Below are 23,683 nucleotides of genomic sequence, written 5' to 3'. Positions count from 1 at the left end.
CCATTGAGGGTCGTCATAGACGATGACGTTGATAGGGTGCAGGTGTAAAGACGGTGACGTCAAAGCCGAGCACTACTAATTGCCCGAGATCTTTCGCTGTATGCTGATATTATCAGATGTAGTTGTTTCTGAAACGGGCTTCTACTGAGGTTTCTTGTGTCGACAGTGTCAATACCCATATCAGGTGGTTATTGCAGCGGGGTCCCACCTCTTCCCATTCCGAACAGAGAAGTTAAGCCCGCCTGCGCCGATGGTACTGCAATGCAATGCGGGAGAGTAGGAAGCCGCCACTTTTATTTGAGAGCCCTGAATCCGAAAAGGTTCAGGGCTCTTTCGTTTTGTTACTGAAAATATTGAATTATATGAGATCATTCATATTGAGATGAAGAAACTATTATTTGTTATTTTATTACCAGTTGTTATTGGTGTGATGTTGATGATGACCTGTCCTGACAGAACTACTCATTATGAGGCTGTGAAGAGGGTGGCATCTGAGGTGATTAATGCTGAGATGAATGAGAGTAATGTGGAAGAAACGATAGCTTCTATTGGTACTGTATTAGCTATCAATGTGGTTGATGCTTATTTAAAATCGAATCTAATCGTGCGTGATCACACCTTCTACAATGTGGGAGTAATCATTTACAAAGGGGACTTTAGAATGGTGTCAGTTGGGGTGTTCAATCATGTCTTCACGATTGACAAAGAGACAGCCCGCGAAATCATCAAGTACAAACTATCGCTGAAAGATATTATGAAGTCAGAATGACATGTTAGTTTCTATGAGTTGCAATGGATGTGTAGATGGCAATGATGACCATAATAACGATAATGGAGATGATAGGGATAGGGCTATGGCTTGTCGATCGTAAGGATGTCCAGGCAATGACTAGTGCCAGAAGTAGCATAAATAGGCCGAAGATTCGTAACATACGGATGCTGAGGGCGTAGTTACGTGGTGTCTTGTGCTTTTCTGCTAAGTTGAAGCATTTTGGGAAATAGCATAAGATCATCATACTGATCCCCACTATCGTTATGATAGCACATGGAATACTGATTCTCACAGCCGAGCCCCATGCATTGGGGGTACCTGAAGCGTCGAAGTGTGTGGGAACAATGTCCGGTGCTTGTTTAACGAACCAGATAATTAGTCCCCATACCACAATAGCTAGTATTAGGAAGATTACCTCAAAGATGGTTCCCTCCTTCGTCCTGTATACTTTTATTTCTTCCTTCATCTTTTATTCATTATTATTTTCGTCGTTGGTGTTTGGTCGTTTCTTTTTGGGCAGGCGTTTGGCTTTGCGCAGGGCCTCTGTAATGATCCACTGTAGCTGGCCGTTGGTACTGCGGAACTCGTCCGCAGCCCAGGCCTCTATAGCGTTCATCGTCTCTGCGTCAACGCGGAGGATGAAACTTTTGGTCGTTTTCTCAGCCATTGATTAGTGATTCAGTGTTCCTGTATTGACTACTGGTTGTGCTGATTCATCGCCACAGAGCACGACGAGCAGATTGCTGACCATGGCAGCCTTCTTGTCATCGTCGAGGTCGACGATGTTGTCCTTAGAGAGTTTATCGAGTGCCATCTTTACCATGGATACTGCACCCTCAACAATCTTTTCACGTGCAGTAATGATGGCTGATGCTTGTTGGCGACGTAACATGACAGCGGCAATCTCTGGGGCATAGGCGAGATAGTTGATGCGTGCCTCAATAACCTCGATGCCAGCAAGCGCCAGACGTTCGTCGAGTTTCTGTTCTAGTTGCTCGTTGATCTCGTCGGCACTTGAGCGGAGGGTCGGTTCACCAGCCTTTGTGTCTTCATCGTCGTAGGCATATTGGCCCGCCACTTGTCGAAGGGCTGCATCGCTCTGAACACGGACGAAGTTTTCGAGGGCGTTCATCAGTCCTTTTGTGTCGGAACCAATGGCATTTGGATTCGAGGCCATGGTCTGTGAGTCGACCTCGAAGAGAGCCTTGTAGGTATCTTTCAGTTTCCATACGAGTACGAGGCCTATCATGATAGGATTGCCTGTCTTGTCGTTTACCTTGATAGGTTCTGCGTCTAGGTTACGGGCGCGCAGCGATACTTTCTTGGCTCCATAGAAAGGACAAATCCAATAGAAGCCTGTCTGAGCGAAGGTGCCGCTATACTTGCCGAACCAGGTGGTAACCTTTGCTTCGTTGGGCTCGAGCATCATGAGTCCGAACCACATGATGATATCTGCTATGAGCATCAGAATGCAGCCACCAAGCAGCCATCCTCCTTCGGTACCTTTAGTGCCGTCGAGCAGGATGATGCTATATACGATGCCGACTAATGATAAAACTAGAATGATGCTGTTGACGAACAGCATCAGAAATCCGTTCAAAACTGTTCCTTTGAAAGTATATTCCTTATTCTCCATAATGATAAGTTTTTATAAGTTGAATTATTCTTTTGATATCAATCTGATATCGCAAAGATATGAAATTCTTTCCGTCCAGCAATGGATATGTCTTCTTATTTAACAATAATTATCTATAGCTATAGGACGAGTGGATGGATAAATAAATACGGCATGTATCATCCGATACATACCGTATAATAACTTTTGAGCCTCTTGTCGGATTCGAACCAACGACCCCGAGATTACAAATCACGTGCTCTGGCCAACTGAGCTAAAGAGGCGGGTGGGCAGCTACCCGCATCGCGCCGCTACAACCAAGTACCCTTGCTGCGTTCCCACCCTGGGGGATTCCGAGGGAGCTGGCCGTACGGGACTGCCCGTTTTTGCTCGAAAGCGGGTGCAAAGGTACAACAAAAAAGTGAGAAGTGAGAAGTGAGAAGTGAAAAGTTTTGTATTTTAACGATTTTTTGGGCCAAACCACTACTTATCTGCGAGAAAATGCGTATTTTTGCACCTTGTAAGTGATAATTGTTAAAAATGACAGCTCCAGAATATATACAGTTAAAGGCCTTTGCCCGACAGGATGGTGCGTTGTTGGCACTTCTTTGGGTGGCTGCATTCTCATTATATATAATAGGTGTGAAAAATCAGATGTTTGGTTTGGCAGCTATTTTATTAATGATTTATACACCCTTTTTTGTTGGTTCAAGGCTCGGGAAGTTTCGTGACCATGGTCTTGAAGGACTGATTTCTTTCCGCCGTGGCTATGCTTATACTGTCTTTGTGTTCTTTTATGGCGGTATTCTTTTTGCCATTGCTCAGTATATCTACTTCGCCTTTATAGATCATGGCTATCTTCTGAGTGAGTTTTCGAAGATGGTAATGTCTGATGAGACGCGGCAGATGCTTCAGCAATATCGTATGACAGAGATGATGGATGAAAGTTTGAAAGAGATGTCCAATACCCGACCGATTGATTATGCACTGAATATGCTGACAATTAATATATCATTAGGTTTCCTGTTAGGTGTGCCTATTGGATTAATAAAGCAGCGTAATACGGTAAAAGTAAAAGAGTAAGAATATGGATATATCAGTAGTTATACCTCTTTATAATGAGGATGAGTCGATTCCTGAGCTCTATAGTTGGATAGAGCGTGTGATGAATGAGAATAACTTCAGTTACGAAGTGATTTTTATCAATGATGGCTCTACCGATCATTCTTGGGAGATTATTTCGGAATTGAACAAGAAACAGCCCGATATTGTGAAGGGCATCAAGTTCCGTCGTAACTATGGTAAAAGTCCGGCTCTGTATTGTGGGTTTGAGAAAGCACAGGGCGATGTGGTTATTACGATGGATGCTGATTTGCAGGATTCGCCAGACGAGATTCCTGAACTTTATCGTATGATTAAAGAAGAAGGCTATGACTTGGTAAGCGGCTATAAGCAGAAACGATATGATCCAATTTCGAAGACGATTCCTACAAAGCTTTTCAATGCAACAGCCCGTAAAATCAGTGGTATTAAGAACCTTCATGATTTCAACTGCGGTTTGAAAGCATATCGCAAGGCGGTTATTAAGAATATTGAGGTCTATGGCGAGATGCATCGTTATATTCCTTATTTGGCTAAGAATGCGGGTTTTGATAAAATTGGTGAGAGAGTTGTTCAGCATCAGGCACGAAAATATGGTTCATCCAAATTTATGGGTCTCAACCGTTTTGTGAATGGTTATCTTGACCTGCTGACACTTTGGTTCCTCTCTACATTCGGTAAGAAACCCATGCACGTATTCGGATTCTTGGGCACTATCATGTTCTTCATCGGTTTTGTAGCAGCAAGCTGGATTGGAGCTGACAAATTGTGGTGTCTTGCAAACAATATCCCCCAGCGTTTAGTGACAAGCTCTCCTTATTTCTATATTGCACTTACGATGATGATCATAGGAACCCAGTTGTTCTTGACAGGATTTATTGGCGACTTGATTAGCCGTTCGTCGAGTGGACGCAATGACTACCAAATAGAAGAAACAATATGAAACGCTTACCCTACATATTGTTTGTGTTGTTGCTGGCGGCATGCTCTAGTGTCGACTGCCCTGTAAATAGTATTGTAGAAACGATATATAATGTCTATGATAGTGAGGGCAACGAGTTGGCGCTCAGCGACACGCTGACAGTGACATCCGTTCGGATGGACGGACAGGATACTACGCTGCTGAATAAGTTGGTGGATAAAGAAACGTTTAATCTACCTATTAGCTATTCGCATGCCGAAGATATGCTGATGTTCCATTTTGACAATGGCAACAACAATCTGCATGTGACGGATACGGTGTGGATAAAGAAAGATGACTATCCTCATTTCGAGTCGGTAGACTGCAATGCAATTTTCTTTCATACGCTGACAGGTATTCGATATACACGTAACTATATTGATTCTATTGTGATAAAAAATCCATCAGTGACTTATGACTATCAGACGGTTCATTTCTATTTCTATCCGAAGGGCAGTCTTTAGCCTGCTATTGCTGGTGGCCTCTGTTAATGCCACGGCACAAACCAAGTTTCTCTCTTTGCAGAAAGACTCGGTTCCTGTTTTTCGTGGTTTTGCTGTTTCTTTTGACCTTGTTGGGGCGGGATTAATGGCATTTACAGATAACGGTCAGTACGAAGGTGCCTTGCGAATTAATTTGCACGATGAGTGGTTTCCCATTGTTGAAGCAGGTCTTGGAAAGGCAAATCACAGCGACGATGTAACGCATATCCATTACGATACATCAGCTCCCTATTTTCGAATTGGTATTGATAAGAATATGCTGAAGGATAAGCATGGCTCGAACCGCCTATATGCAGGTTTACGTTATGCTTTCACATCCTATAAAGTCAATATTTCACGTCCTGATTTCCCAGATCCTGTTTGGTTGTGGAATACGGGCTATGATGTTAAAGATGCTTCATGCAGTCATCATTGGATTGAGGCTGTTGTAGGTGTCGATTCTAAGATTTTTGGTCCCCTGCATTTAGGATGGAGTTTGCGTTATAAGCGCCGCATCTCTCATTCAGAGGATGGCGATTTTGGAAAAACATGGTATGTACCAGGTTATGGCATTTATGGTGATACACGTCTAGGTGGAACATTTAATGTGATTATTGATATATGAAGAATAAGAAGCTGCTTTGGCAACTGCCATTTCTCACTTTCCTGATTGTAGCAACATTCTTGATTATCCATCAGCAACGGTCTGTACCTTATCAGAAAAGTACAGATTTTATCTTCGGAACGACTTTCCACATCACCTATCAGTGTGATTCCGATCTTACACCATATATCAAGGCGGAACTTATGAAGGTTGATAACTCGCTGTCACCTTTCAATAAATCATCCATTATCACTGCCATTAACCAAAACAAGGATGTAATGCCTGATTCTATGTTTATGGATGTATTCCAGTTGGCAATGAATATCTCTGCAGATACTGATGGCGCTTTCGATATCACTGTTGCTCCACTGGTCAATGCATGGGGGTTTGGCTTTAAGAGTGGACAGCATCCAACAAAGCAGCAGGTTGACAGCTTGATGCAGTTGGTGGGTTATCAGAAATTGGCAATTGTTGATGGATATGTTAAGAAACGGGATCCTCGGATGATGCTCGACTGTTCTGCCATTGCCAAAGGCTATGGCAGTGATGTAGTGGCTAAATTTTTTAGAGACCGTGGTATTAAGAATTTCATGGTTGAGATTGGTGGTGAGATAGTGACAAGTGGAGTGAATGAAAAAAAACAGCCATGGAGCGTAGGTGTTACCAAGCCAACGGATGATTCATTGAATATCAGTCATGAGTTGCAAACCATTTTAAATGTCACTGATAAGGCCATGGCTACGAGTGGAAATTATCGCAATTTCTATTATAAAGATGGAAAGAAATTCGCACATACCGTTGACCCCAAAACAGGATATCCTGTGCAACATAGCATCCTTTCGGCTACTGTTCTTGCCAAAAGCTGTGCGATGGCTGATGCTTATGCGACTTCTTTTATGGTGATGGGGTTGGAGAAGGCGCAGCAAGTGCTTGATCGACATCCAGAGTTAATGGCTTACTTTATCTATAGCGATCAGAATGGTCATGATGCCGTATGGTTCTCGCCATCATTACGTGATAAAATAGCGAAATAATCATGCCTGTGCTGCAAATTTATGATAAACTGCTACAGTTCCCCTTGTTCCAGGGAATGAGCCGTGATGATTTGGAAATCGTTGCAGGTCATACTCGTTTTGGGTTCCTGAAGATTGCCTCTGGTCGTCCTATCGTCAAGAAGGGCGATGCTTGTGTCCATCTTTATTTCCTAATCAACGGAACAGTCAGGGTTAAGACCTATGCTGATGATTATGGTTATTCTGTCGAGGAACAAATCTCGGCTCCCTATATCGTTCAACTAGAGGGAATCTTTGGCTATCATCAACGCTATACGCATGATTTCATTGCTGTTTCCGACGTCAATTTCATAACCATTGATAAAGAAGAACTGGTGCGACTGTCAGAAGACTTCCTAGTTTTCCGTCTTAATATACTGAATAGTTTTGCAACCCAAGTTCAGAAGCATATCCACCAAACATGGCTCCGACAGCCCCTGACACTGAGAGAGCGTGTTATACGTTTTCTTGTACAGCATTGTGTCTATCCTGCAGGTCATAAACAGTTTAATATTCTGATGAATCGTCTGGCTGACGAGTTGAATGACAGTCGTCTGAATATATCACATGAATTGAACCTGATGCAGCATGATGGATTGATCTCTCTGAGTCGCGGAAAGATTAATATTCCACAACTCGAGCGCCTCCTTTCCGTTAGGCCGTAACCATCAATCTTCTTCATTTTCAGCTTTTTTAATGCAGTGTAGCATTATTGTATCGCTTTTTTGTCGTAACTTTGCGCTTTGAAATTGTATTTCAAATGAAGTTAGTATTATCATGAACGAAAATAAAGAGAGACAGAATCCGTTTTTCCTGCCCTATGGCACACCACATAACACTGCCCCCTTCGATCGTATCCGTATGGAAGATTATGAGGAGGCAATGCTTGAAGGTATCCGCCGTGATGATGAGCAGATAGAGAAGATAATTAATAATCCCGAAAAACCTACTTTCGACAATACAATCATCAATGTCGATGACGAGAAGGATGGTGAGGGCTATTATGATCTGCTCAGTCGTGTCAGTACAGTGTTTTTCAACCTGCTTTCAGCAGAGACCAATGATGAGATGGATGCCTTGGCACAGAAAATGAGTCCAATTCTCACCAAGCATGCTAACGATATTCGTCTAAACGAGAAACTATTTGAGCGTATCAAATATGTCCACCGTCATCATCGCAAACTTTCGGCAGAGGAGAAGATGCTACTCGATAATTGCTATGATGGCTTTGTGCGTAGTGGAGCCTTGCTTGATGCCGAGGGGAAGGAACGTTTGCGCCAACTTACCGAGGAGGCTTCAATGCTTAGTTTGCAATTCTCACAGAATTTGTTGAAAGAGAACAAAGCCTTTACCCTGCATATCACTGACGAGTCACAACTCGATGGTCTGCCTGACACTGCTCGAGAGGCTGCTGCATTGGCTGCTAAGGAACAAGAGAAAGAAGGGTGGGTATTTACGCTCGACTTCCCCTCTTATTCTCCTTTTATGACCTACAGCACTCAGCGCGAACTGCGTCGTCAGTTGTATATGGCAAAGAACACGGAGTGTACACATGACAATACAGAGAATAATATCGAGATATGCAAACGACTCATTAACCTACGTCGTGAACTGGCACAGCTGTTGGGGCATAAGACCTATGCCGACTATGTCTTAAAACATCGCATGGCAGGTAATGTACGTAGTGTATATAAGTTACTCAACAACCTTATTACAGCCTACAAGCCAACGGCTAAAAAAGAAGTGGCTGCCATTGAAAACATGGCAAAGAAAATTGAAGGTAAGAGTTTTAGACTTGAACCATGGGATTTTTCATATTATTCTCATAAGCTTCAACTCGCCAAATATAATATTGACGCAGAAATGTTACGTCCTTATTTCGAGTTGTCGAGGGTTATTGAAGGTGTGTTTGGCTTAGCTAATCGTCTTTATGGTATCACTTTTAAGGAGAATAAGGATATCCCCGTTTACCATCCCGATGTTAAGGCCTATGAAGTTTTCGATGAGGATGGTTCTTTCCTTGCCGTTTTCTATGCAGACTTTCATCCGCGAAAAGGTAAACAGGGCGGAGCATGGATGACGGAATATCAGGGACAATGGAAAGAACGCATAGACGTGAAGAAACCTTTCGGCCCAGACAATATGAAAGATGTGCGTCCTCATGTCAGTGTGGTTATGAATCTCACGAAACCTACAGACGAAAAACCTGCGTTACTGACACTGGGCGAGGTGGAGACTTTCCTCCACGAGTTTGGCCACTCTCTACATGGAATGTTTGCCAATACCCGTTTCGAAAGCCTTAGTGGTACTAATGTGTGGTGGGACTTTGTCGAACTGCCTTCACAGTTTATGGAGAACTTCGCTATCGAGAAAGAATTCCTGCGTACCTTTGCTTTTCATTATCAGACGGGAGAGCCATTGCCAGACGAGCTTATCAATCGTATAGTCAAGAGCCGCAATTTCAATGTGGCTTACGCCTGTATGCGTCAGGTCAGTTTCGGCTTGCTAGATATGGCATATTACACAAAGAAAGATACCTTTACTGATGATATTATCCCCTTCGAGAAAAAAGCCTGGCAGAAAGCTATGGTCTTGCCGCAGCTCCCTGACACCTGTATGACGGTACAATTCTCCCATATCATGGCTGGCGGTTATGCCGCAGGCTATTATAGTTATAAGTGGGCTGAAGTGCTTGATGCCGATGCCTTTGCTGTGTTTAAGAAACATGGCATCTTTGATAAGAATACTGCACGGAGCTTCCGCGAAAATATCCTCTCAAAGGGAGGAACAGAGAATCCTATGGTGTTATATAAACGGTTCAAGGGTGGCGAACCCACCATTGACGCATTACTGAAAAGAAATGGAATCAAAACAGCAAAAACTAGATGAGCGTTACCTGCGTATGGCGCGTATATGGGCTGAAAACTCATATTGTGTACGACGTCAAGTAGGGGCCTTGGTGGTAAAAGACAAGATGATCATCAGCGATGGTTATAATGGTACACCCAGTGGCTTTGAGAATGTGTGTGAGGATGATAATAATGTCACCAAACCATATGTGCTTCATGCTGAAGCTAATGCCATTACCAAACTGGCTCGTAGTAATAATAATAGCGATGGTGCCACTATCTATATCACAGCCTCGCCCTGTATCGAGTGCGCAAAACTCATTATCCAAGCAGGTATCAAACGTGTGGTCTATGGCGAGAAGTACCGTCTCACCGATGGTATCGAACTGCTCCGACGTGCTGGCGTAGAGGTTATTTATATGGATGTGGATGAAGAAAAAAGTGAGAAATTATGAGTAAGAATAAGTCAAATCGCTTTATCCCATTCTGGATGGCGTTATGTGTTGTCATTGGAATCTTTGTTGGCACCTTTTATGCCAACCATTTTTCTGGCAATCGACTTAATATCATCAATTCGAGTGGTAACAAGCTTAACAACCTGCTCCGCATAATTGATGATCAGTATGTCGACACTGTAAATATCAACGACCTAGTAGAAAAAGCCATGCCTCAGATATTGGCTGAACTTGACCCTCATTCTGTCTATATCACAGCCCGTGAGGGGGAGATTGCTAACGATGATTTGCGTGGTTCTTTCTTTGGTATTGGCATTGAGTTCGTGATTCGTCAGGACACGATTCGTGTACAGAATGTCATAGGTAATGGTCCTGCAGAGCGTGCTGGTGTTTTGGCAGGCGATAAGATTGTTGAGGTTGATGATTCTGCCTTTGTTGGTAAGATATGTACCAATGCAGAGGCCATGCATCGTCTGAAGGGACCTAAGGACACTAAAGTAAAACTGGGTGTCATCCGTTATGGCGAGAATAAGATTCGGCATATCACGATCACTCGTGGGGAAATTCCTACCAAGAGTGTTACTGCCTGTTATATGCTTGATGATGAGAGTGGATACATTAAGATTAAGAACTTTGGCGAGAATACATATCCTGAACTGCTGATTGCTCTGGCTAAGTTGTCGCAACAGAAATTCAGTAATCTGGTTATCGACCTTCGTGGCAATACAGGTGGCTACCTTGAGTCGGCTGTACAGATAGCCAACGAGTTCCTGTCACGTGGTCAGCTTATTGTCTATACCGAAGGTCGTAGCTATCCGCGTCAGGACTATCGTGCTGATGGTCGTGGTTCATATCAGCAACTTCCCTTAGTCGTGCTTGTCGATGAAGCTTCAGCCTCTGCATCTGAGATTCTTGCAGGTTCTATTCAAGACAATGATCGTGGTACTATCATCGGACGTCGTTCGTTTGGTAAGGGGCTCGTTCAGAAACCTATGGAGTTCAGTGACCATTCAATGATTCGTCTTACCATTGCCCGTTATTACACTCCTTCTGGACGTTGTATTCAGAAACCATATAACGATGGTGGACGTTACGACGATGATTGGCTTACCCGTTTCCAGCATGGTGAGTTCTTCTCTCAAGACAGTATCAAACATACTGGACCTCAGTATCATACAAATAATGGACGTATTGTTTATGGCGGTGGCGGAATCACCCCCGACATCTTTATTCCAGAAGACACACTTGATATGACCTCATATTATAAAGAGGCTACTATGAGTGGATTGATTTTGCAGTTCGCTTTCAACTATACTGACGAGAATCGTGCAAAGTTGTCTGAGCTGAAAGAAGTCAAGGAGATGGAGAACTATCTCAAACGCCAGAATATCGTAGAGAAGTTCGTGACTTTTGCCGATAAGAATGGTCTGAAGCGTCGTAACTTGATGATTCAGAGATCATATAAACTCCTGGAACGTTTTGTCGTGAGTCGTATCATCTACAATATCCATAGCGAACAGGCGTGGACAGAATATCTGAATCAGGATGATCCCTCTATTAAGGAGGCACTCCGTTTGTTCCGCGAGGGCACTGCCTTCCCGCAGAAGCCCGTCAAGCCCACTAAAGGCAAGCGGATTGCTATGTTGTACGACGACTATCATGTTCATCACTCTGATATGTTGATGGCACATGCTTAAGTCTGAACTCCGACAGCATATCAAAACCATCAAGCGACAGTTCACTCATCAGCAGTTGAGTGAATTGTCGCTTCCTGTTCTATCTCGTCTTCGTCTGCTGTTATCAGATGCTCAGACTATTATGGCATATTATTCTTTGCCTGATGAAGTTTGTACCCATCAGCTCATCGATGAACTGGTGTCCGATGGTAAAACGGTCTTGCTACCAAAAGTCATCGACGATACAACCATGGAGTTGTGCCGATACACAGGTAGTAAGGATTTGCGTTTAGGTGCTTTTCATATCATGGAACCCATAGGAGAGCCTTTTACTGATTTATCGTCGATTGATGTTGTTATGGTGCCTGGCGTGGCTTTCGATGCTCAAGGACATCGGTTGGGGAGGGGACGAGGATATTACGATCGTTTCTTGCGTAAGATTTCCAAGGTGCGAACGCGAACCATCGGTGTTTGTTTTGATTTCCAGAAGATAGACAAAGTGCCAACGACCCCAAACGATATCTCTGTCTGTGAAGTTGTTTAGCAGAATCTGATATCGGCAATAACTTGGCTGCCAACATGGTTGTTGAGCTTCTTCACCAGTTCTGTACGCATCATCGAGAGGTCTGCTCTTAGGGCGGGATTGGTTAAATGAACGTACAACGTCTGATTCCTGATATACACTTCTCTAGTGTAGCTGGCAACCATCTCGCCAGCCACTTCCTGCCATGAGTCTACGAGTCGCTTCTGTAGCAGAGGTGTCTCTAGCCCCTGTGCCCGCAGATTCTTCATAATCAGGTCTTTTATTTGCAGAACGTCTCTTTTAAACATTGATTTCTCCGTTGTTTACGTGGAATATCTTGTAGTCGTGCGACGAGGCTGATAATATCTGGTCCAGATGGTCGCGGTTGGTGTCTGTGATAAATATCTGGCCATAGTCATTGCCTGCCACGAGTTTCACAATCTGTTCGACCCTTCTGGCATCCAGTTTATCAAAAATGTCGTCAAGCAGCAGAAGTGGCGTCGTCTTTGAGTTCGTTCGCTTCAGGAAATCAAACTGCGCCAGTTTCAGTGCTATGGCAAACGTCTTGTTCTGTCCCTGACTACCCTCACGCTTCATTGGGTGTCCGCCCAGACAGAACTCCAGGTCGTCGCGATGGATGCCGTGTAGCGAATAGCCAATCGCACGGTCTTTGTGCCTGTCACGTTGTATCACGTCGATCAGAGGACCTCGTTGGCAGTGTGATATGTAGCTCAGACTCACCTGCTCCCGATTCTCGGCTATTGTCTCGTGTATATGCTGGAAGATAGGCATAAGCTCTTTCACAAAAGCCTCCCTTAACTTGAAAATGTGTTCACCTTCGCTAGCCATCTGCTCCTCAAACAGACTCAGTACCTCTGTGTCAGGTTCCTCGTCCTGTTTGAGCATGATGTTTCGTTGTTGCAAAGCCTTGTTATAGCGGTTCATGGCCTCAATATAACTGCGATCATATTGCGAAATTACCATGTCCATTAGTCTTCGTCGTTCCTCGCTACCACCTTCTATCAGCAAAGTATCAGAGGGTGTTATCGTCACAATAGGTATCAGGCCTATATGCTCCGACAGTCGTTTATATTCCTTCTTGTCTCTTTTAAAGTGTTTCTTCGTGCCCCTTTTCATGGCAGCCGTGATACTGAGAACTGGCTCATACGTCCCCTCCAGCATAAAGAACTCCTCTCCATGCCTAATTACTTGGGAGTCAATGGGGTTGTTGGATGAGCGACAGAACGAAAGATAGTAGATTGCATCGAGCACGTTGGTCTTTCCCACACCATTTGGACCTAAGATACAGTTAATCTTCGGTGATAATTCCAACTCAGCCTCGGCTATGTTCTTGTAATTAATGATAGAGAGTTTTTTCAGAATCATGGGCGCAAAGTTACAAGTTTTTTGCCACATTAATGATTTTTTTTTGTTCTTTGTGTCCTTTGTGATTTATTTTTTGTAACTTTGCACGCGATTTTGATAAAAAACGCTGTGAATAATAAAAAATAAAATAAATATGGCAAATACAACAAACCAACAGCAGGCAGCTCCCACTATGGAGCAGACCCTGAATCAGAGCGAAGCCTTCTTCCTGAAGTATAAGAAGGCCATTATCACTGCAGTGGTAGCCCTCGTAGTCATCATTGCAGGCGTATTCCTTTACAAGACCTACGTGTCAGGACCCCGTGAGGTTGAGGCAAGCACAGCTATAGCCAAGGGACAGCAGTTGTTCCAGGCCTCTGACTATCAGAAGGCTCTCAATGGCGACAGCGCCAGTTTCAAAGGCTTTGCAAAGCTCGCTGACGAGTACAGCAGCACCAAGGCTGGCAATCTGGCAAAGCTTTATGCAGGCCTCTGCTATGCTAAGCTTGACAAGTGGGAAGATGCTGTTAAGTATCTCGAGGACTATGATGGTGCTGACGATCAGATGATTTCTCCTGCTGCCGAGGGGGCGCTGGGTAATGCCTATGCTCACCTCAATCAGCTCGATAAGGCTGTTTCTCACCTGAAGAAGGCTGCAGAGAAGGCCGACAACAACTCTCTTTCACCCACTTTCCTCATTCAGGCTGGTGAGATTCTTGAGAGTCAGGGCAAGAACGATGAAGCTCTGAAGCTCTATCAGACCGTTAAGGAGAAGTACTTCAACTCAATGGCCTATCAGACTATCGACGCTTACATTGAGCGCGTATCAGCAAAATAAGTTATGGCAACAAAGAATCTCTCTGACTACGACATCACGGAAGTGCCCGATGCATCGAACATGATCTTCGGTGTAGTAGTAGCTGAGTGGAATCCCGAGATTACTGGTGCTCTGCTCGAGGGCTGCGTGTCTACGCTTGAGAAGCACGGCGCTCTGCCAGAGAATATTCATGTGAAGACTGTTCCTGGCTCTTTCGAGCTCATATATGGCGCACGTCAGATGACTCTTAACGATGGCTATGATGCCGTTATTATTCTTGGCTCTGTTATCCGTGGTGAGACTCCTCACTTCGATTATATCTGCCAAGGTGTCACCGAGGGTATTGCACGTCTTAATGCCACCAGCAATATCCCAGTCATTTATGGCCTGCTCACTACTAATGACCTGCAACAGGCTCAGGATCGTGCGGGAGGTCGCTTGGGCAATAAGGGCGATGAGTGCGCCGTCGTTGCTATTAAAATGGCGAAGTTCTAAACCCCATAAGATTAATTAAAAAGGCTCGCAAATCTGCGAGCCTTTTTAATTTTTTTCTCTTAATACTTAATCCATTTATTTAAATTAATGGTCTTCTTGAAATGGTCTGGAGCAATAAGAATGTTGTTTGTGTCTATATCAGATTTCCCCAAGAGAAACTTGTCGAGGAAAGCTTCTACCTCAGGAAACTGACTTTCGGGCAACTGGCAGTGTCCATGGCCTCCGTTAATGGAGTAGCCAATGCGATCAGCGATGCCAAGTTTTTCCCAAACCTTACGTGCTGCATTGAGCGACACGTAGGCTGCCTCGTCGGCTAACCAGCGATAGTCGGTATTGCCTAGCATGAGCAGAGCGCGTGGGCAAACCATAGCACATAGCTCATGGTGGTCGTAGGGCATAAGGTAGACGCTGTCACCGTGGAACTGTTCGCGCATGGACTCGAGGAACCAGTGATAGTCGGTACGATCGAGATTCTCTACGCTGTCTACGCCACAGTTATAACGCCACGAAGCGGCACCGCCGCCACCGGGCTCCTGCGCGATGGTGAGGGCTACACGGTCGTCGAAGGCACCGCAGAAGAGTGCCATCTTGCCTGCATATGAACAGCCGCTGACACCAATACGTTTGACGTCTATCTTCGTTACTTCTGGGCCTAACTGTTCGAGACCGTCGATGAGGCGGCTGAACCCCCAAGCCCATTCGCTATAAGCGCCATTATCTTTAAGATGAGGATAGAGACGGTCGAAGTTGTGCTCACCCCTTTCGTGCCGAGGACGCCACCGTCCTTGCGTATAGTCGTTTACTTGAGCCTCGTTATAGTTCATCACGGCAATGGGACGGTTGTCGAAAAGCTGCTTGGGCAGCGAGAGCATGCTGGTGCCAATCATGAGGGCGTAAGGCGGTTGGCCTACGTTGGGATAGCGGATGCATGAACTGAGTGTAAGTGTCTCGGTGCCCACGGTGACATCGACAATGAGTGTATCACCTACCATACGGGCCTTGATAGCCTCTGGGCTCACCTCAGGTTTTTGGCCAATACCGAAATGCTGAATCATCTCACCGATTTGCTGGCGGCGTATGGCCCAGTCGGCAAGATTCTCTACGCGAGTGGTGCCGTCGTTCATCAACAGTGGATTGGGTAGGTCGACCTGGGGCTTTGACAATTGTGCTGAGGCTGATAGTGAGCAGCCAATCAGAAAAAGTGATAATAAGTGGCTTCTTTTCATATTTGGTTATGGTTTTTAATGTTTGTGGTGGCAAAGGTACAAATAATTAAGAATTTAGAATAAAGAATTGGGAGTTTTTTGTATCTTTGCAGACAAAATAATTATCATATGAAGTTTGTTAGTTGGAACGTGAATGGCCTTCGTGCTTGTGAGGGTAAGGGATTTAGTGAGATATTCAAGCAACTGGATGCTGACTTTTTCTGTTTGCAGGAGACAAAAATGCAGGCCGGACAGCTGGATCTGGAGTTTGATGGCTATCAGAGCTATTGGAACTATGCTGATAAGAAAGGCTATTCGGGAACGGCCATCTACACTAAACATCAGCCACTCAGCGTGGAACTGGGTATAGGTATCGATCTGCACGATCATGAGGGACGTGTCGTGACGCTTGAGATGGAAGACTTTTATCTGGTATGCTGTTACACGCCCAACTCACAAGACGGACTGAAACGACTAGAGTATCGTATGTCGTGGGAGGATGCTTTTCGCAGCTATCTGAAACGGTTGGACACTGTAAAGCCAGTGATACTCTGTGGCGACCTGAATGTGGCGCATGAGGAGATAGACATCAAGAATCCTAAGACCAATCGCCACAATGCGGGCTTTACCGATGAGGAACGCGAGAAGTTCAGCGACCTGTTGGCCTGTGGTTTTACTGATACCTTCCGCTATAAGTATCCAGAGGAGGTGAAGTATTCGTGGTGGAGCTATCGGTTTCAGGCACGCCAGAAGAATGCTGGCTGGCGTATTGATTACTTTGTGATATCAGACCGCCTGCGTGACCGTTTGGATGATGCGAAGATACACACCGACATCATGGGTAGCGACCATTGTCCGGTAGAGCTGACGCTTCGTTGAAGATTCAGAGCGTTTCGCTGAAATGTTTTGGCCGGTAATATATTGATAGTTATCTTTGCAGCAAGAAAAGAGTAAGCAATGACAGAGATTCTGAACCTATATGACACGATAACGCTCGACGAGATGCGTGGCATCCGTCTGATGAACCGTATCGACACCAAGTTCGTGACGACGGTGCCGGTGCTTCGCAGGCTGCTCATGTTGGCAAAGGAGGATTACTTTGTACAGGAGACGCAGGGCTTGAGAATCTCACCTTATTATACTTTATATTTTGATACCGAGGATTGTCAGATGTACAATCGCCACGAAGCTGGTCATCTGAGCAGACAGAAGGTGAGGGTACGCTCGTATCTGAACGCTGGACTGAACTTTCTGGAGGTGAAGACAAAGAACAACCATGGGCGTACGAAGAAAAAACGTGTTACCGCTGAGGGCTTTAATCCTGAAGCAAGCACTGCATTCGACGTGAAGGCTCAGGTCTACGAGAACTTCCTGCATCAGTATCTGGGCTACGATCCTGAAGGGCTGTTGCAGCAGGTGGAGAATCGTTTTGACCGTATCACGTTGGTGAACAAGGCAAAGACGGAACGCCTGACAATAGATACCAACCTGAGGTTCCACAACATCGCTACGGGTAATTATCGTTTTATGAATGATGTCGTGGTAATAGAGTTGAAGCGCGACGGATTGCAGCCTTCGCCTATTCTGCCATTGCTCACTCAGTTGAGAATTCATCCACATGGTTTCAGCAAATACTGCATAGGCTCGGCTTTGACTAATGACAGCCTGAGGAGAAATCGCATCAAACCCCGTCTGCGTAGCATAGAGAAGATTATGAAAAAGTAAAAAGAATAAAATATGGAATTTTTAATGTTATCCAATGATTTCCTGATGATGTTTGTCCGCCTGCTGATTAACGTGGTCGTGACATGGCTCATCATCGACCGTTTGTATTATCGCAAGAGTCGCAGGCGTGACTTCTACTTCACGTTCATGCTCATCTCGATTGCCATTTTCTTCATTGTCTTCTTCATGATCTTTGTGCTTGAAGACCTGAAAGGCAAAACGTCGATGGGTGTGGGTATCGGGCTGTTTGGCATCTTCTCTATCATGCGCTATCGTACGGATACAATGCCTGTAAGAGAGATGACCTATCTGTTTGTCATCATTGCCCTCTCGCTAGTAAATGCTGTCTCGGTAAATGTGCCGTTGTTCGAGCTGATTCTTACCAATGCCATCATCTCTGTGGCTGTATGGCTCTGTGAGATGCACCTTAAATCGCATCCCTCACGCATGATTCAGTATGACCGTATTGACCTGATTACTCCGGAGCGCAGACCTGAGCTCATCGCCGATTTGGAAAAACGTCTAGGTGTGAAGGTAGTGAAAGTAGATATTGGCTCTATCGACTTCCTGCGCGATATGGCGATGATTCGTGTGAGTTTTGAAGGCGAGCAGCCCGCGATGAGCGACGCGCTGAAACTCACGAAAGACCAACTGAAAGAATTTTAGTATGAATAGACAAAGACTACTGATTGGTTTATCCCTTATCATTTCCTATTCGTCATTCTGCTTTGCGCAATCTGATGATTTCGGACTCGACTTCACGCTTGAGGCTGAGAAGAAGCTTAATAAGCAGTGGAGTCTGAACTTAGAAGGTGAACTGCGTACCCGCGATGATGCCAGTACCAACGACCGCTGGAGCGTGGGAGTGGGAGCTGACTATAAGCTGGCTAAGTGGCTGAAGGCTTCTGCAGGCTATACCCTGTTATACGATAATAATGTGAAAATCAGCTATTACAATGCTACAGACGAGGCTGTGCTCGATGGCGATGCTGAGGTGGGGGAACCGAAGAAATGCGCTAAATACTGGGGCACACGCCACCGATTCAGCGTCTCGCTCACTGCCAGTCAGAAGTTCGGTGACTGGAAATTCTCGCTTCGTGAACGCTGGCAGTACACCTATCGTCCTGAATACACCGTCGATGAGCGTTGGAGCTATCTTACGAAGTCTTACGATGGTAAGGCGCATACTTATGATGGCAAGGGTAAAAACGTACTGCGCAGCCGCCTGCAGATAGAATACGATAAGAAGGGACTGGCTCTGACACCTTATGCCAATGTGGAGCTGTTTAATGCCTGGAGCCTGCAGAAAGTGCGTTATACCGCAGGTGTCGACTGGAAACTGTCAAAGCAGCATAGTTTAGGAGCGTTCTATCGCTATCAGAGCGTGAACACTGACGATGACGATAACGAGCCTAACCGCCACCTTATCGGTATTAGTTATAAGTTCAAGTTCTAAAGAAAATCCTCCGTCATCAACGGAGGATTTTCTTTACTGCTGGTATTTCAATAGTCCTTGTTTCAGAAAGTTGATATAGCCATTCACGTCTTCATCATATGCCCGGCTGGCTGAAAGAGGTTTTCCGTTGTTGTCGAGCATCACGTAGAAGGGCTGGGCATTGGCACCAAACTTTTGGCTCTGAAGCCAGCTCCACTTGGCACCAACGGTGCGCAGAATTTTGGTCTCATCCTGACTCGTAATTACTTCTAAGGGTTCTGCCAGCGGTGTCTTATCGTCTACGTAGAGCGATATGAGCACAAAGTCATCCGTCAGCATGTCGGCCACAGTAGGATCAGTCCATACAGCGGCCTCCATCTTACGGCAGTTCACACAGCCAAAGCCTGTGAAATCTATCAATACGGGTTTGCCCAGTGCTTTTGCAGCGGCCATGCCCTCGTCGTAGTCGGTGTATTTCGCCTCTACGGTTTTGGTGTTCAGATTGAAGTCCTGCGTGTTCATAGGGGGAGCGAAGGCACTTACAGCCTTACAGGGAGCTCCCCAAAGACCGGGTATCATATAGACGGCAAAGGCTAGTGACACTAATCCGCCCATGATGCAGACAACGGGCATGGGCTTATGCAGGTTGCCTCCAATCTCATCAGTCTGGAACTTAAGCCATCCGCAGAGGTATGCTCCCAGCAATGCGAAAATTACAATCCAGAGTGAGAGGAACACTTCGCGATCGAGCAGATGCCATCCGTAGGCAAGATCGGCAACGGAGAAGAACTTCAGCGCAAAGGCCAGTTCGATGAAGCCTAGCACGATCTTCAGTGTGTTCATCCATGAACCTGACTTCGGAGCCTGTTTAAGCCATGAAGGGAACATGGCAAAAAGGGTGAAGGGCAAAGCCAGAGCCACAGCAAAGCCCAGCATGCCAAGGGCAGGGGCCAGCCAATTACCGCTGGTGGTGGTCTCTACCAGTAGCAGACCAATGATGGGGGCTGTGCATGAGAACGACACCAGTACCAGTGTGAAGGCCATGAGGAAAATGGATATCAGGCCGCTGGTCTCTGTGGCTTTTGTGTCAACGCTGTTGGCCCAGCTCTCAGGCAGTTTTATTTCGAACCATCCGAAGAAGGAGAGTGCAAACACCACCAGAAGTAGGAACAGGAAGATGTTGAACACAGCATTAGTTGACATGGCATTCAGCGTGTCGCTTCCGAAAAGTGCTGTTACAAGCAGACCCAGTCCGAGGTAGATCACGATGATAGAGATGCCATAGGTGAAGGCATCGCGTATACCTTTCTTCTTGTCCGACTTAGCTCGCTTCAAGAAGAAGCTGACAGTCATGGGGATGATAGGCCAGATGCATGGCATGCATACTGCCAATAACCCGCCAATGAAACCCATTAATAATATGTATAGGAGCGAGTGGTCGGCAATAGCGTCGTTACCACCCATGGCGCGAAATTCTTCAACTACAGGCGACCAGAGACTGTCGCTGCTTACTGTTTGTAGTGGTGTCATTATCGCTGCTGTGTCTGTATTCTCTCCTGAGAGGGAAGGGACAGGTGTGACTTCGTCTGTCACGTCTTCAGCCTTCTCTGTCTTTTCCTTAACTGTGGGACTCTTACCCTTCTGCTTGAAAGCAACTTCTGACGGTGGTAGACACGCCTGGTCATTGCAAGCGCCGTATTCTAAGTAGCAGTCTATATCGTAATCGGGCTTGGTGAACTTTACTTTCTGAACGAAGGTGGCTGCCTGTTCGAAATAGCGGAGTTCCATCTCGAAGAGTTTGTCGTATTGCTTTATTTCCTTACCTCTTGCTTGTAGTTTCCCTATAGTCTCAACTCCATCCATCTTCACTGCATTAAAGGTTGCAGAGATGGGACCGTTGTTTCCAAGCTCTGTAGAGTAGACATGCCAGCCTGCGTCGATTTTTGCTGTGAAAACTATTTCCGCATCAGCACCACTTCCCGTTTTCAGCTGAGCCGAGAAATGAACAGGATTCGATATCTGTGCACTTATACCAAGTACAAATGTTAGGATTGCTATAGTCGTGATTAGTCGTCTCATCAATGTTTATGCTAAATTAATACCGAAATTGGCGTTCAAAGGTACGAAAATCCGTGCATATAAAGAGCATTTTATATTTTTTTAAAACAAAACACCCGTCACAGAATACCAATAAGTTCCTGAAGCTTGGTTATCTCATAGGTGACGGGTTCTGGGGCAGGATAGTCTGGATATCGGTTGAAATAGGCCGTGTCGAGTCCTGCTGCTTTAGCACCCAATATATCTGTGTTGAAGTTGTCGCCAATCATCAGCGTTGTCTCGGGCTTAGCTTCAGAAATCTTCATGGCATAGTCGAAAAACATCTGAGACGGTTTGTTGGCACCAGCATCTTCGCTCAGTATGATGCTATCGAAACGTCCGTATAGTCCACAGGCTTTCAGCTTTTTGTATTGTACCTCGTGGAAGCCGTTGCTGCAGATATGCATTCTGTAATTTTGCTTGCTCAGATAGTCAATCAGTTCTTGCGCGCCCTCCACCAGGCCGGGTTTTGTGCTGCAATAGTCCAGGAACAGGTCGCTTGCCATGCGACAATACTCTTCTGTTGGTTTCATGCCCTCTCCAAAACTCAGTGGTTTCCTGAATCGCTCCACAATCAGGTAGTCGCGTGTAATCTCTTCTTTCGAATAACGGGTCCACAAGTCGATGTTGGCTTTCCAGTATTCATCGTAGAAAAGGGAAGGGTCTTTAAAATAACGTCCTAGTTGCAGGGTGTCAAAGAGCTCCTCCAATGCTATCACGGCATTGCCATGTGTGTCATAGAGGGTGTCGTCGAAATCAAGGAATAAGTCGGTATATCTCTTCATCTGCCAAGAAACTTTTGGTTCAGGTAGTCGTTGAAAGCCTCTCGGTAGTTGTCGCCAATGGGCAGATATGTGTCGCTGTCCATGATGACACGGTTCTTGTTCACCTCTTGAATATTGTCTTTCTTAAACGACATCAGCGAACAACTTTCTTCGTCTTTCCTTTTTCTATAATAATATAGACACCCTTCTGCAGTGTGCCCTTTGGCATCATGCGTCCGTTCAGGTCGTAGATGATTCCTTCTGCATCCTTTTCTGTTTCAATGTGGCCGATGCTGGAAGTGGCAGCCTTTTCAAGGATGTTGGTTGTGTCGAAGCCTTGTGTGCCTCCCGTCATCGAGATGTTACCATCGGCTTTCACACACTTGTCAGTCACGCTGGTCATGTTCAGTGTGCCACCTGTCATGTAGAAGTTTCCACTATCCTCGTCCTCATGGTCTGTTGTGATTCCTGTAGGATTCGTGGGATCTTTGTATTCCACCTGTATGCCGTCGTCGTCAGTACTTGTTATATTAATAGTGCCACTCTGCATGAGGAAGTACTGTTGGCAATGGATAGCATCCTTTTTAGTGCTGCTCACATTGATGGTACAGTTCTTTACCGTCATGTATTCCTTGCTGTAGATGGCGTGGCGTATGTTGCTACTGATGTTGAGTGTGCCCTTTCCTGCAAACTCCGTATGCCCTTTGCTGTGGAAACAGCCTTTCGACTCAGGGTCTGTGGTTCCGTCGGCAAGGGTGTTGGTCGTCCCATTGGCGAGACTCACTTTGATGCGTTTTCCATTCTTGATATGTATGGCAGTACTGTCGGGATTAGTCAGCGTCAGTCCGTTCAACTGGATGGTAGCTTTGTATTCGCCCTCCATGTAAAACTCGCCATTATCACTCGTACCACTCAGTTGATAGATAATCTCACCAGGGTTGGCAGATGATGTGGAATTCTGCACAAGTTTTACATGTGACGAGGTGCCGCTTGTACAACTAACATAATTGGTAATGTTGCTGGCAATCTCTATAGTAGCGGTATTGCCGCTATAAGTAATAGCCACCACATTATTGTCGATGGCTTTAGTTGAAAGTGTCGCCAGCAGAGTGGCGACACCGAGTAGTATTTTCTTCATCTAAATTATATACCGAGTCCTTTTTTAACTTTATCGGCAGCTGCGTCAACTGCCTCGCCTGCTTTCTCCTTGGCGTCCTCTTTCACCTCATTGGCTTTGTCTTCTACAGCCTTCTGAGCGTCTTCAGCAGCATCACTAGCTGCGTTTTGTATACCATCAATAGCTGAACTCAGACCACTTACAATGCTCTCTGCCGGAGCTGCTGTCAATGAACTGATAGCTGTGTTTACTGCTTCGTTGTCACCAGCAAAAGCCTTGATCTTGTCTGCGTTTTCTTTCAGGAAATCCTGAACCTTAGCAACATACTCTTTGGCTGCTTCTGGGTTCGTGGTGATAAACTCCTTAACCTTTTCGGTTACCGTAGCCAGAACCTCCTGAAGCTTGTTGGCATCCTGAGCCTCAATTTGCTCTGAGAGAGCTGAGGTAATCTCACTTACTGCTGCTTCAACATCGGGAGCTGCTGCATCAGCAGGAGCCTGAGCCTTGTTAGTACATGCTGCAAACGAAATGGCAACCATGGCCAATACTGCGAATAACACCTTTTTCATAATG

Annotated in this window: 28 protein-coding genes, 1 tRNA gene, 2 rRNA genes and 1 other RNA gene; 19 read left to right on the top strand and 13 right to left on the bottom strand. The window is 45.4% G+C overall.

Annotated elements, in window-relative coordinates; all coding sequences use genetic code 11:
• The 3 genes from BMX82_RS03700 to BMX82_RS03690 form a co-directional block, all read left to right on the top strand.
• Positions 1-100: ribosomal RNA gene (locus tag BMX82_RS03700) — 23S ribosomal RNA — on the top strand; the annotation flags it as partial.
• Positions 101-180: 80 nt separating this feature from the next.
• Positions 181-293: ribosomal RNA gene (rrf, locus tag BMX82_RS03695) — 5S ribosomal RNA — on the top strand.
• A 134-nt stretch (positions 294-427) separates the two neighbouring features.
• Entirely contained in the window at positions 428-769 is a 342-nt protein-coding gene (locus BMX82_RS03690) for a hypothetical protein (protein ID WP_146063128.1), read from the top strand.
• A 4-nt stretch (positions 770-773) separates the two neighbouring features.
• Here BMX82_RS03690 and BMX82_RS03685 read toward each other — a convergent pair whose 3' ends face one another.
• The 5 genes from BMX82_RS03685 to ffs form a co-directional block, all read right to left on the bottom strand.
• Positions 774-1,238 (bottom strand): DUF1648 domain-containing protein, encoded by a 465-nt coding sequence (locus BMX82_RS03685; protein WP_091766145.1) that lies wholly within the window; start codon positions 1,236-1,238, stop codon positions 774-776.
• Between the two features lie 3 nt (positions 1,239-1,241).
• Positions 1,242-1,439 (bottom strand): type II toxin-antitoxin system antitoxin, encoded by a 198-nt coding sequence (locus BMX82_RS03680; protein ID WP_036913436.1) that lies wholly within the window; start codon positions 1,437-1,439, stop codon positions 1,242-1,244.
• A gap of 3 nt (positions 1,440-1,442) precedes the next feature.
• Positions 1,443-2,408, bottom strand: coding sequence for an SPFH domain-containing protein (locus tag BMX82_RS03675; RefSeq protein ID WP_036913434.1), 966 nt, complete (start codon positions 2,406-2,408; stop codon positions 1,443-1,445).
• 189 nt (positions 2,409-2,597) lie between these two features.
• A tRNA-Thr gene (locus BMX82_RS03670) sits at positions 2,598-2,671 on the bottom strand.
• Positions 2,672-2,770, bottom strand: an RNA gene (gene ffs, locus BMX82_RS03665) — signal recognition particle sRNA small type.
• A 157-nt stretch (positions 2,771-2,927) separates the two neighbouring features.
• Here ffs and BMX82_RS03660 point away from each other — a divergent pair.
• From BMX82_RS03660 to BMX82_RS03615, 10 genes are all read left to right on the top strand, one after another.
• Positions 2,928-3,470, top strand: coding sequence for a DUF4199 domain-containing protein (locus tag BMX82_RS03660; RefSeq protein ID WP_036913431.1), 543 nt, complete (start codon positions 2,928-2,930; stop codon positions 3,468-3,470).
• A gap of 4 nt (positions 3,471-3,474) precedes the next feature.
• Positions 3,475-4,431: a glycosyltransferase family 2 protein gene (locus BMX82_RS03655; RefSeq protein ID WP_036913428.1), complete on the top strand. Its 957-nt coding sequence runs from the start codon at positions 3,475-3,477 to the stop codon at positions 4,429-4,431.
• Entirely contained in the window at positions 4,428-4,913 is a 486-nt protein-coding gene (locus tag BMX82_RS03650; RefSeq protein WP_036913426.1) for a DUF6452 family protein, read from the top strand. Before BMX82_RS03655 ends, BMX82_RS03650 begins: the two co-directional genes overlap by 4 nt.
• Positions 4,864-5,556, top strand: coding sequence for a DUF6048 family protein (locus BMX82_RS03645; protein ID WP_036913423.1), 693 nt, complete (start codon positions 4,864-4,866; stop codon positions 5,554-5,556). The genes BMX82_RS03650 and BMX82_RS03645 overlap by 50 nt, the downstream gene beginning before the upstream one ends.
• A complete protein-coding gene (locus BMX82_RS03640; protein WP_091766142.1) occupies positions 5,553-6,569 on the top strand; it encodes an FAD:protein FMN transferase in 1,017 nt (338 codons plus the stop codon). Before BMX82_RS03645 ends, BMX82_RS03640 begins: the two co-directional genes overlap by 4 nt.
• 2 nt (positions 6,570-6,571) lie before the next feature.
• Complete coding sequence (locus BMX82_RS03635; protein ID WP_091766139.1) at positions 6,572-7,252, top strand: Crp/Fnr family transcriptional regulator; 681 nt, start codon at positions 6,572-6,574, stop codon at positions 7,250-7,252.
• A gap of 112 nt (positions 7,253-7,364) precedes the next feature.
• Positions 7,365-9,476 (top strand): M3 family metallopeptidase, encoded by a 2,112-nt coding sequence (locus BMX82_RS03630; protein ID WP_091766136.1) that lies wholly within the window; start codon positions 7,365-7,367, stop codon positions 9,474-9,476.
• On the top strand, positions 9,448-9,891 hold the full coding sequence (locus BMX82_RS03625) for a deoxycytidylate deaminase (RefSeq protein ID WP_036913414.1): 444 nt from the start codon (positions 9,448-9,450) through the stop codon (positions 9,889-9,891). The genes BMX82_RS03630 and BMX82_RS03625 overlap by 29 nt, the downstream gene beginning before the upstream one ends.
• Positions 9,888-11,588: a S41 family peptidase gene (locus BMX82_RS03620; protein ID WP_036913411.1), complete on the top strand. Its 1,701-nt coding sequence runs from the start codon at positions 9,888-9,890 to the stop codon at positions 11,586-11,588. Before BMX82_RS03625 ends, BMX82_RS03620 begins: the two co-directional genes overlap by 4 nt.
• A complete protein-coding gene (locus tag BMX82_RS03615; RefSeq protein WP_036913407.1) occupies positions 11,581-12,111 on the top strand; it encodes a 5-formyltetrahydrofolate cyclo-ligase in 531 nt (176 codons plus the stop codon). The genes BMX82_RS03620 and BMX82_RS03615 overlap by 8 nt, the downstream gene beginning before the upstream one ends.
• On the opposite strand, the gene BMX82_RS03610 is transcribed toward BMX82_RS03615, so the two are convergent.
• Both BMX82_RS03610 and recF read right to left on the bottom strand, forming a co-directional pair.
• Complete coding sequence (locus tag BMX82_RS03610) at positions 12,108-12,398, bottom strand: DciA family protein (RefSeq protein WP_036913403.1); 291 nt, start codon at positions 12,396-12,398, stop codon at positions 12,108-12,110. The genes BMX82_RS03615 and BMX82_RS03610 overlap by 4 nt on opposite strands.
• Positions 12,391-13,476: a DNA replication/repair protein RecF gene (gene recF / locus BMX82_RS03605; RefSeq protein WP_091766133.1), complete on the bottom strand. Its 1,086-nt coding sequence runs from the start codon at positions 13,474-13,476 to the stop codon at positions 12,391-12,393. The genes BMX82_RS03610 and recF overlap by 8 nt, the downstream gene beginning before the upstream one ends.
• Before the next feature lie 133 nt (positions 13,477-13,609).
• Here recF and BMX82_RS03600 point away from each other — a divergent pair, with 133 nt between their 5' ends.
• Entirely contained in the window at positions 13,610-14,293 is a 684-nt protein-coding gene (locus tag BMX82_RS03600) for a tetratricopeptide repeat protein (protein ID WP_036913398.1), read from the top strand.
• A 3-nt stretch (positions 14,294-14,296) separates the two neighbouring features.
• Positions 14,297-14,767, top strand: coding sequence for a 6,7-dimethyl-8-ribityllumazine synthase (gene ribH / locus BMX82_RS03595; RefSeq protein WP_091766130.1), 471 nt, complete (start codon positions 14,297-14,299; stop codon positions 14,765-14,767).
• A gap of 59 nt (positions 14,768-14,826) precedes the next feature.
• On the opposite strand, the gene BMX82_RS03590 is transcribed toward ribH, so the two are convergent.
• Complete coding sequence (locus tag BMX82_RS03590; RefSeq protein ID WP_091766127.1) at positions 14,827-15,993, bottom strand: glucuronyl esterase domain-containing protein; 1,167 nt, start codon at positions 15,991-15,993, stop codon at positions 14,827-14,829.
• A gap of 108 nt (positions 15,994-16,101) precedes the next feature.
• Between BMX82_RS03590 and BMX82_RS03585 the strand changes: the two genes are divergently transcribed.
• From BMX82_RS03585 to BMX82_RS03570, 4 genes are all read left to right on the top strand, one after another.
• A complete protein-coding gene (locus BMX82_RS03585; protein WP_091766124.1) occupies positions 16,102-16,851 on the top strand; it encodes an exodeoxyribonuclease III in 750 nt (249 codons plus the stop codon).
• A gap of 78 nt (positions 16,852-16,929) precedes the next feature.
• Complete coding sequence (locus BMX82_RS03580; protein ID WP_091766122.1) at positions 16,930-17,697, top strand: polyphosphate polymerase domain-containing protein; 768 nt, start codon at positions 16,930-16,932, stop codon at positions 17,695-17,697.
• A 12-nt stretch (positions 17,698-17,709) separates the two neighbouring features.
• The gene (locus tag BMX82_RS03575; RefSeq protein WP_036913385.1) at positions 17,710-18,363 is read left to right on the top strand and encodes a DUF4956 domain-containing protein; all 654 of its coding nucleotides are present in this window, start codon (positions 17,710-17,712) and stop codon (positions 18,361-18,363) included.
• A 1-nt stretch (position 18,364) separates the two neighbouring features.
• Positions 18,365-19,153: a DUF2490 domain-containing protein gene (locus tag BMX82_RS03570; protein WP_091766119.1), complete on the top strand. Its 789-nt coding sequence runs from the start codon at positions 18,365-18,367 to the stop codon at positions 19,151-19,153.
• Between the two features lie 33 nt (positions 19,154-19,186).
• Here the strand turns inward: BMX82_RS03570 and BMX82_RS03565 are convergent, their stop codons facing one another.
• The 5 genes from BMX82_RS03565 to BMX82_RS03550 all read right to left on the bottom strand — a co-directional run bounded on the left by BMX82_RS03565 (position 19,187) and on the right by BMX82_RS03550 (position 23,679).
• Positions 19,187-21,211: a protein-disulfide reductase DsbD family protein gene (locus BMX82_RS03565; RefSeq protein WP_091766117.1), complete on the bottom strand. Its 2,025-nt coding sequence runs from the start codon at positions 21,209-21,211 to the stop codon at positions 19,187-19,189.
• Positions 21,212-21,309: 98 nt separating this feature from the next.
• Positions 21,310-22,014, bottom strand: coding sequence for a YjjG family noncanonical pyrimidine nucleotidase (locus tag BMX82_RS03560; protein ID WP_036913378.1), 705 nt, complete (start codon positions 22,012-22,014; stop codon positions 21,310-21,312).
• Positions 22,011-22,148, bottom strand: a complete 138-nt coding sequence (locus BMX82_RS12865; RefSeq protein WP_177172002.1) for a hypothetical protein — start codon at positions 22,146-22,148, stop codon at positions 22,011-22,013. The genes BMX82_RS03560 and BMX82_RS12865 overlap by 4 nt, the downstream gene beginning before the upstream one ends.
• The gene (locus BMX82_RS03555; RefSeq protein ID WP_091766115.1) at positions 22,148-23,131 is read right to left on the bottom strand and encodes a carbohydrate-binding domain-containing protein; all 984 of its coding nucleotides are present in this window, start codon (positions 23,129-23,131) and stop codon (positions 22,148-22,150) included. The genes BMX82_RS12865 and BMX82_RS03555 overlap by 1 nt, the downstream gene beginning before the upstream one ends.
• Positions 23,132-23,136: 5 nt before the next feature.
• Positions 23,137-23,679 carry a hypothetical protein gene (locus tag BMX82_RS03550; RefSeq protein WP_091766112.1) on the bottom strand — a complete coding sequence of 181 codons (543 nt, stop codon included), beginning with the start codon at positions 23,677-23,679 and terminating at the stop codon, positions 23,137-23,139.
• Between the last annotated feature and the right edge of the window lie 4 nt (positions 23,680-23,683).

The organism is Prevotella sp. khp7 (assembly GCF_900109055.1).
GTDB lineage: Bacteria > Bacteroidota > Bacteroidia > Bacteroidales > Bacteroidaceae > Prevotella.
The sequence above is the reverse complement of the archived record's forward strand: the minus strand, read 5'-3'. Positions and strand labels throughout refer to the sequence as shown.

What these genes read in the sequence shown, in the direction of transcription:
- BMX82_RS03685 (WP_091766145.1), bottom strand. Translation starts at nt 1,238, where the DNA reads ATGAAGGAAGAAATAAAAGTATACAGGACGAAGGAGGGAACCATCTTT.
- BMX82_RS03680 (WP_036913436.1), bottom strand. Translation starts at nt 1,439, where the DNA reads ATGGCTGAGAAAACGACCAAAAGTTTCATCCTCCGCGTTGACGCAGAG.
- BMX82_RS03675 (WP_036913434.1), bottom strand. Translation starts at nt 2,408, where the DNA reads ATGGAGAATAAGGAATATACTTTCAAAGGAACAGTTTTGAACGGATTT.
- BMX82_RS03660 (WP_036913431.1), top strand. Translation starts at nt 2,928, where the DNA reads ATGACAGCTCCAGAATATATACAGTTAAAGGCCTTTGCCCGACAGGAT.
- BMX82_RS03655 (WP_036913428.1), top strand. Translation starts at nt 3,475, where the DNA reads ATGGATATATCAGTAGTTATACCTCTTTATAATGAGGATGAGTCGATT.
- BMX82_RS03650 (WP_036913426.1), top strand. Translation starts at nt 4,428, where the DNA reads ATGAAACGCTTACCCTACATATTGTTTGTGTTGTTGCTGGCGGCATGC.
- BMX82_RS03645 (WP_036913423.1), top strand. Translation starts at nt 4,864, where the DNA reads ATGACTATCAGACGGTTCATTTCTATTTCTATCCGAAGGGCAGTCTTT.
- BMX82_RS03640 (WP_091766142.1), top strand. Translation starts at nt 5,553, where the DNA reads ATGAAGAATAAGAAGCTGCTTTGGCAACTGCCATTTCTCACTTTCCTG.
- BMX82_RS03635 (WP_091766139.1), top strand. Translation starts at nt 6,572, where the DNA reads ATGCCTGTGCTGCAAATTTATGATAAACTGCTACAGTTCCCCTTGTTC.
- BMX82_RS03630 (WP_091766136.1), top strand. Translation starts at nt 7,365, where the DNA reads ATGAACGAAAATAAAGAGAGACAGAATCCGTTTTTCCTGCCCTATGGC.
- BMX82_RS03625 (WP_036913414.1), top strand. Translation starts at nt 9,448, where the DNA reads ATGGAATCAAAACAGCAAAAACTAGATGAGCGTTACCTGCGTATGGCG.
- BMX82_RS03620 (WP_036913411.1), top strand. Translation starts at nt 9,888, where the DNA reads ATGAGTAAGAATAAGTCAAATCGCTTTATCCCATTCTGGATGGCGTTA.
- BMX82_RS03615 (WP_036913407.1), top strand. Translation starts at nt 11,581, where the DNA reads ATGCTTAAGTCTGAACTCCGACAGCATATCAAAACCATCAAGCGACAG.
- BMX82_RS03610 (WP_036913403.1), bottom strand. Translation starts at nt 12,398, where the DNA reads ATGTTTAAAAGAGACGTTCTGCAAATAAAAGACCTGATTATGAAGAAT.
- recF (WP_091766133.1), bottom strand. Translation starts at nt 13,476, where the DNA reads ATGATTCTGAAAAAACTCTCTATCATTAATTACAAGAACATAGCCGAG.
- BMX82_RS03600 (WP_036913398.1), top strand. Translation starts at nt 13,610, where the DNA reads ATGGCAAATACAACAAACCAACAGCAGGCAGCTCCCACTATGGAGCAG.
- ribH (WP_091766130.1), top strand. Translation starts at nt 14,297, where the DNA reads ATGGCAACAAAGAATCTCTCTGACTACGACATCACGGAAGTGCCCGAT.
- BMX82_RS03590 (WP_091766127.1), bottom strand. Translation starts at nt 15,993, where the DNA reads ATGAAAAGAAGCCACTTATTATCACTTTTTCTGATTGGCTGCTCACTA.
- BMX82_RS03585 (WP_091766124.1), top strand. Translation starts at nt 16,102, where the DNA reads ATGAAGTTTGTTAGTTGGAACGTGAATGGCCTTCGTGCTTGTGAGGGT.
- BMX82_RS03580 (WP_091766122.1), top strand. Translation starts at nt 16,930, where the DNA reads ATGACAGAGATTCTGAACCTATATGACACGATAACGCTCGACGAGATG.
- BMX82_RS03575 (WP_036913385.1), top strand. Translation starts at nt 17,710, where the DNA reads ATGGAATTTTTAATGTTATCCAATGATTTCCTGATGATGTTTGTCCGC.
- BMX82_RS03570 (WP_091766119.1), top strand. Translation starts at nt 18,365, where the DNA reads ATGAATAGACAAAGACTACTGATTGGTTTATCCCTTATCATTTCCTAT.
- BMX82_RS03565 (WP_091766117.1), bottom strand. Translation starts at nt 21,211, where the DNA reads ATGAGACGACTAATCACGACTATAGCAATCCTAACATTTGTACTTGGT.
- BMX82_RS03560 (WP_036913378.1), bottom strand. Translation starts at nt 22,014, where the DNA reads ATGAAGAGATATACCGACTTATTCCTTGATTTCGACGACACCCTCTAT.
- BMX82_RS12865 (WP_177172002.1), bottom strand. Translation starts at nt 22,148, where the DNA reads ATGTCGTTTAAGAAAGACAATATTCAAGAGGTGAACAAGAACCGTGTC.
- BMX82_RS03555 (WP_091766115.1), bottom strand. Translation starts at nt 23,131, where the DNA reads ATGAAGAAAATACTACTCGGTGTCGCCACTCTGCTGGCGACACTTTCA.
- BMX82_RS03550 (WP_091766112.1), bottom strand. Translation starts at nt 23,679, where the DNA reads ATGAAAAAGGTGTTATTCGCAGTATTGGCCATGGTTGCCATTTCGTTT.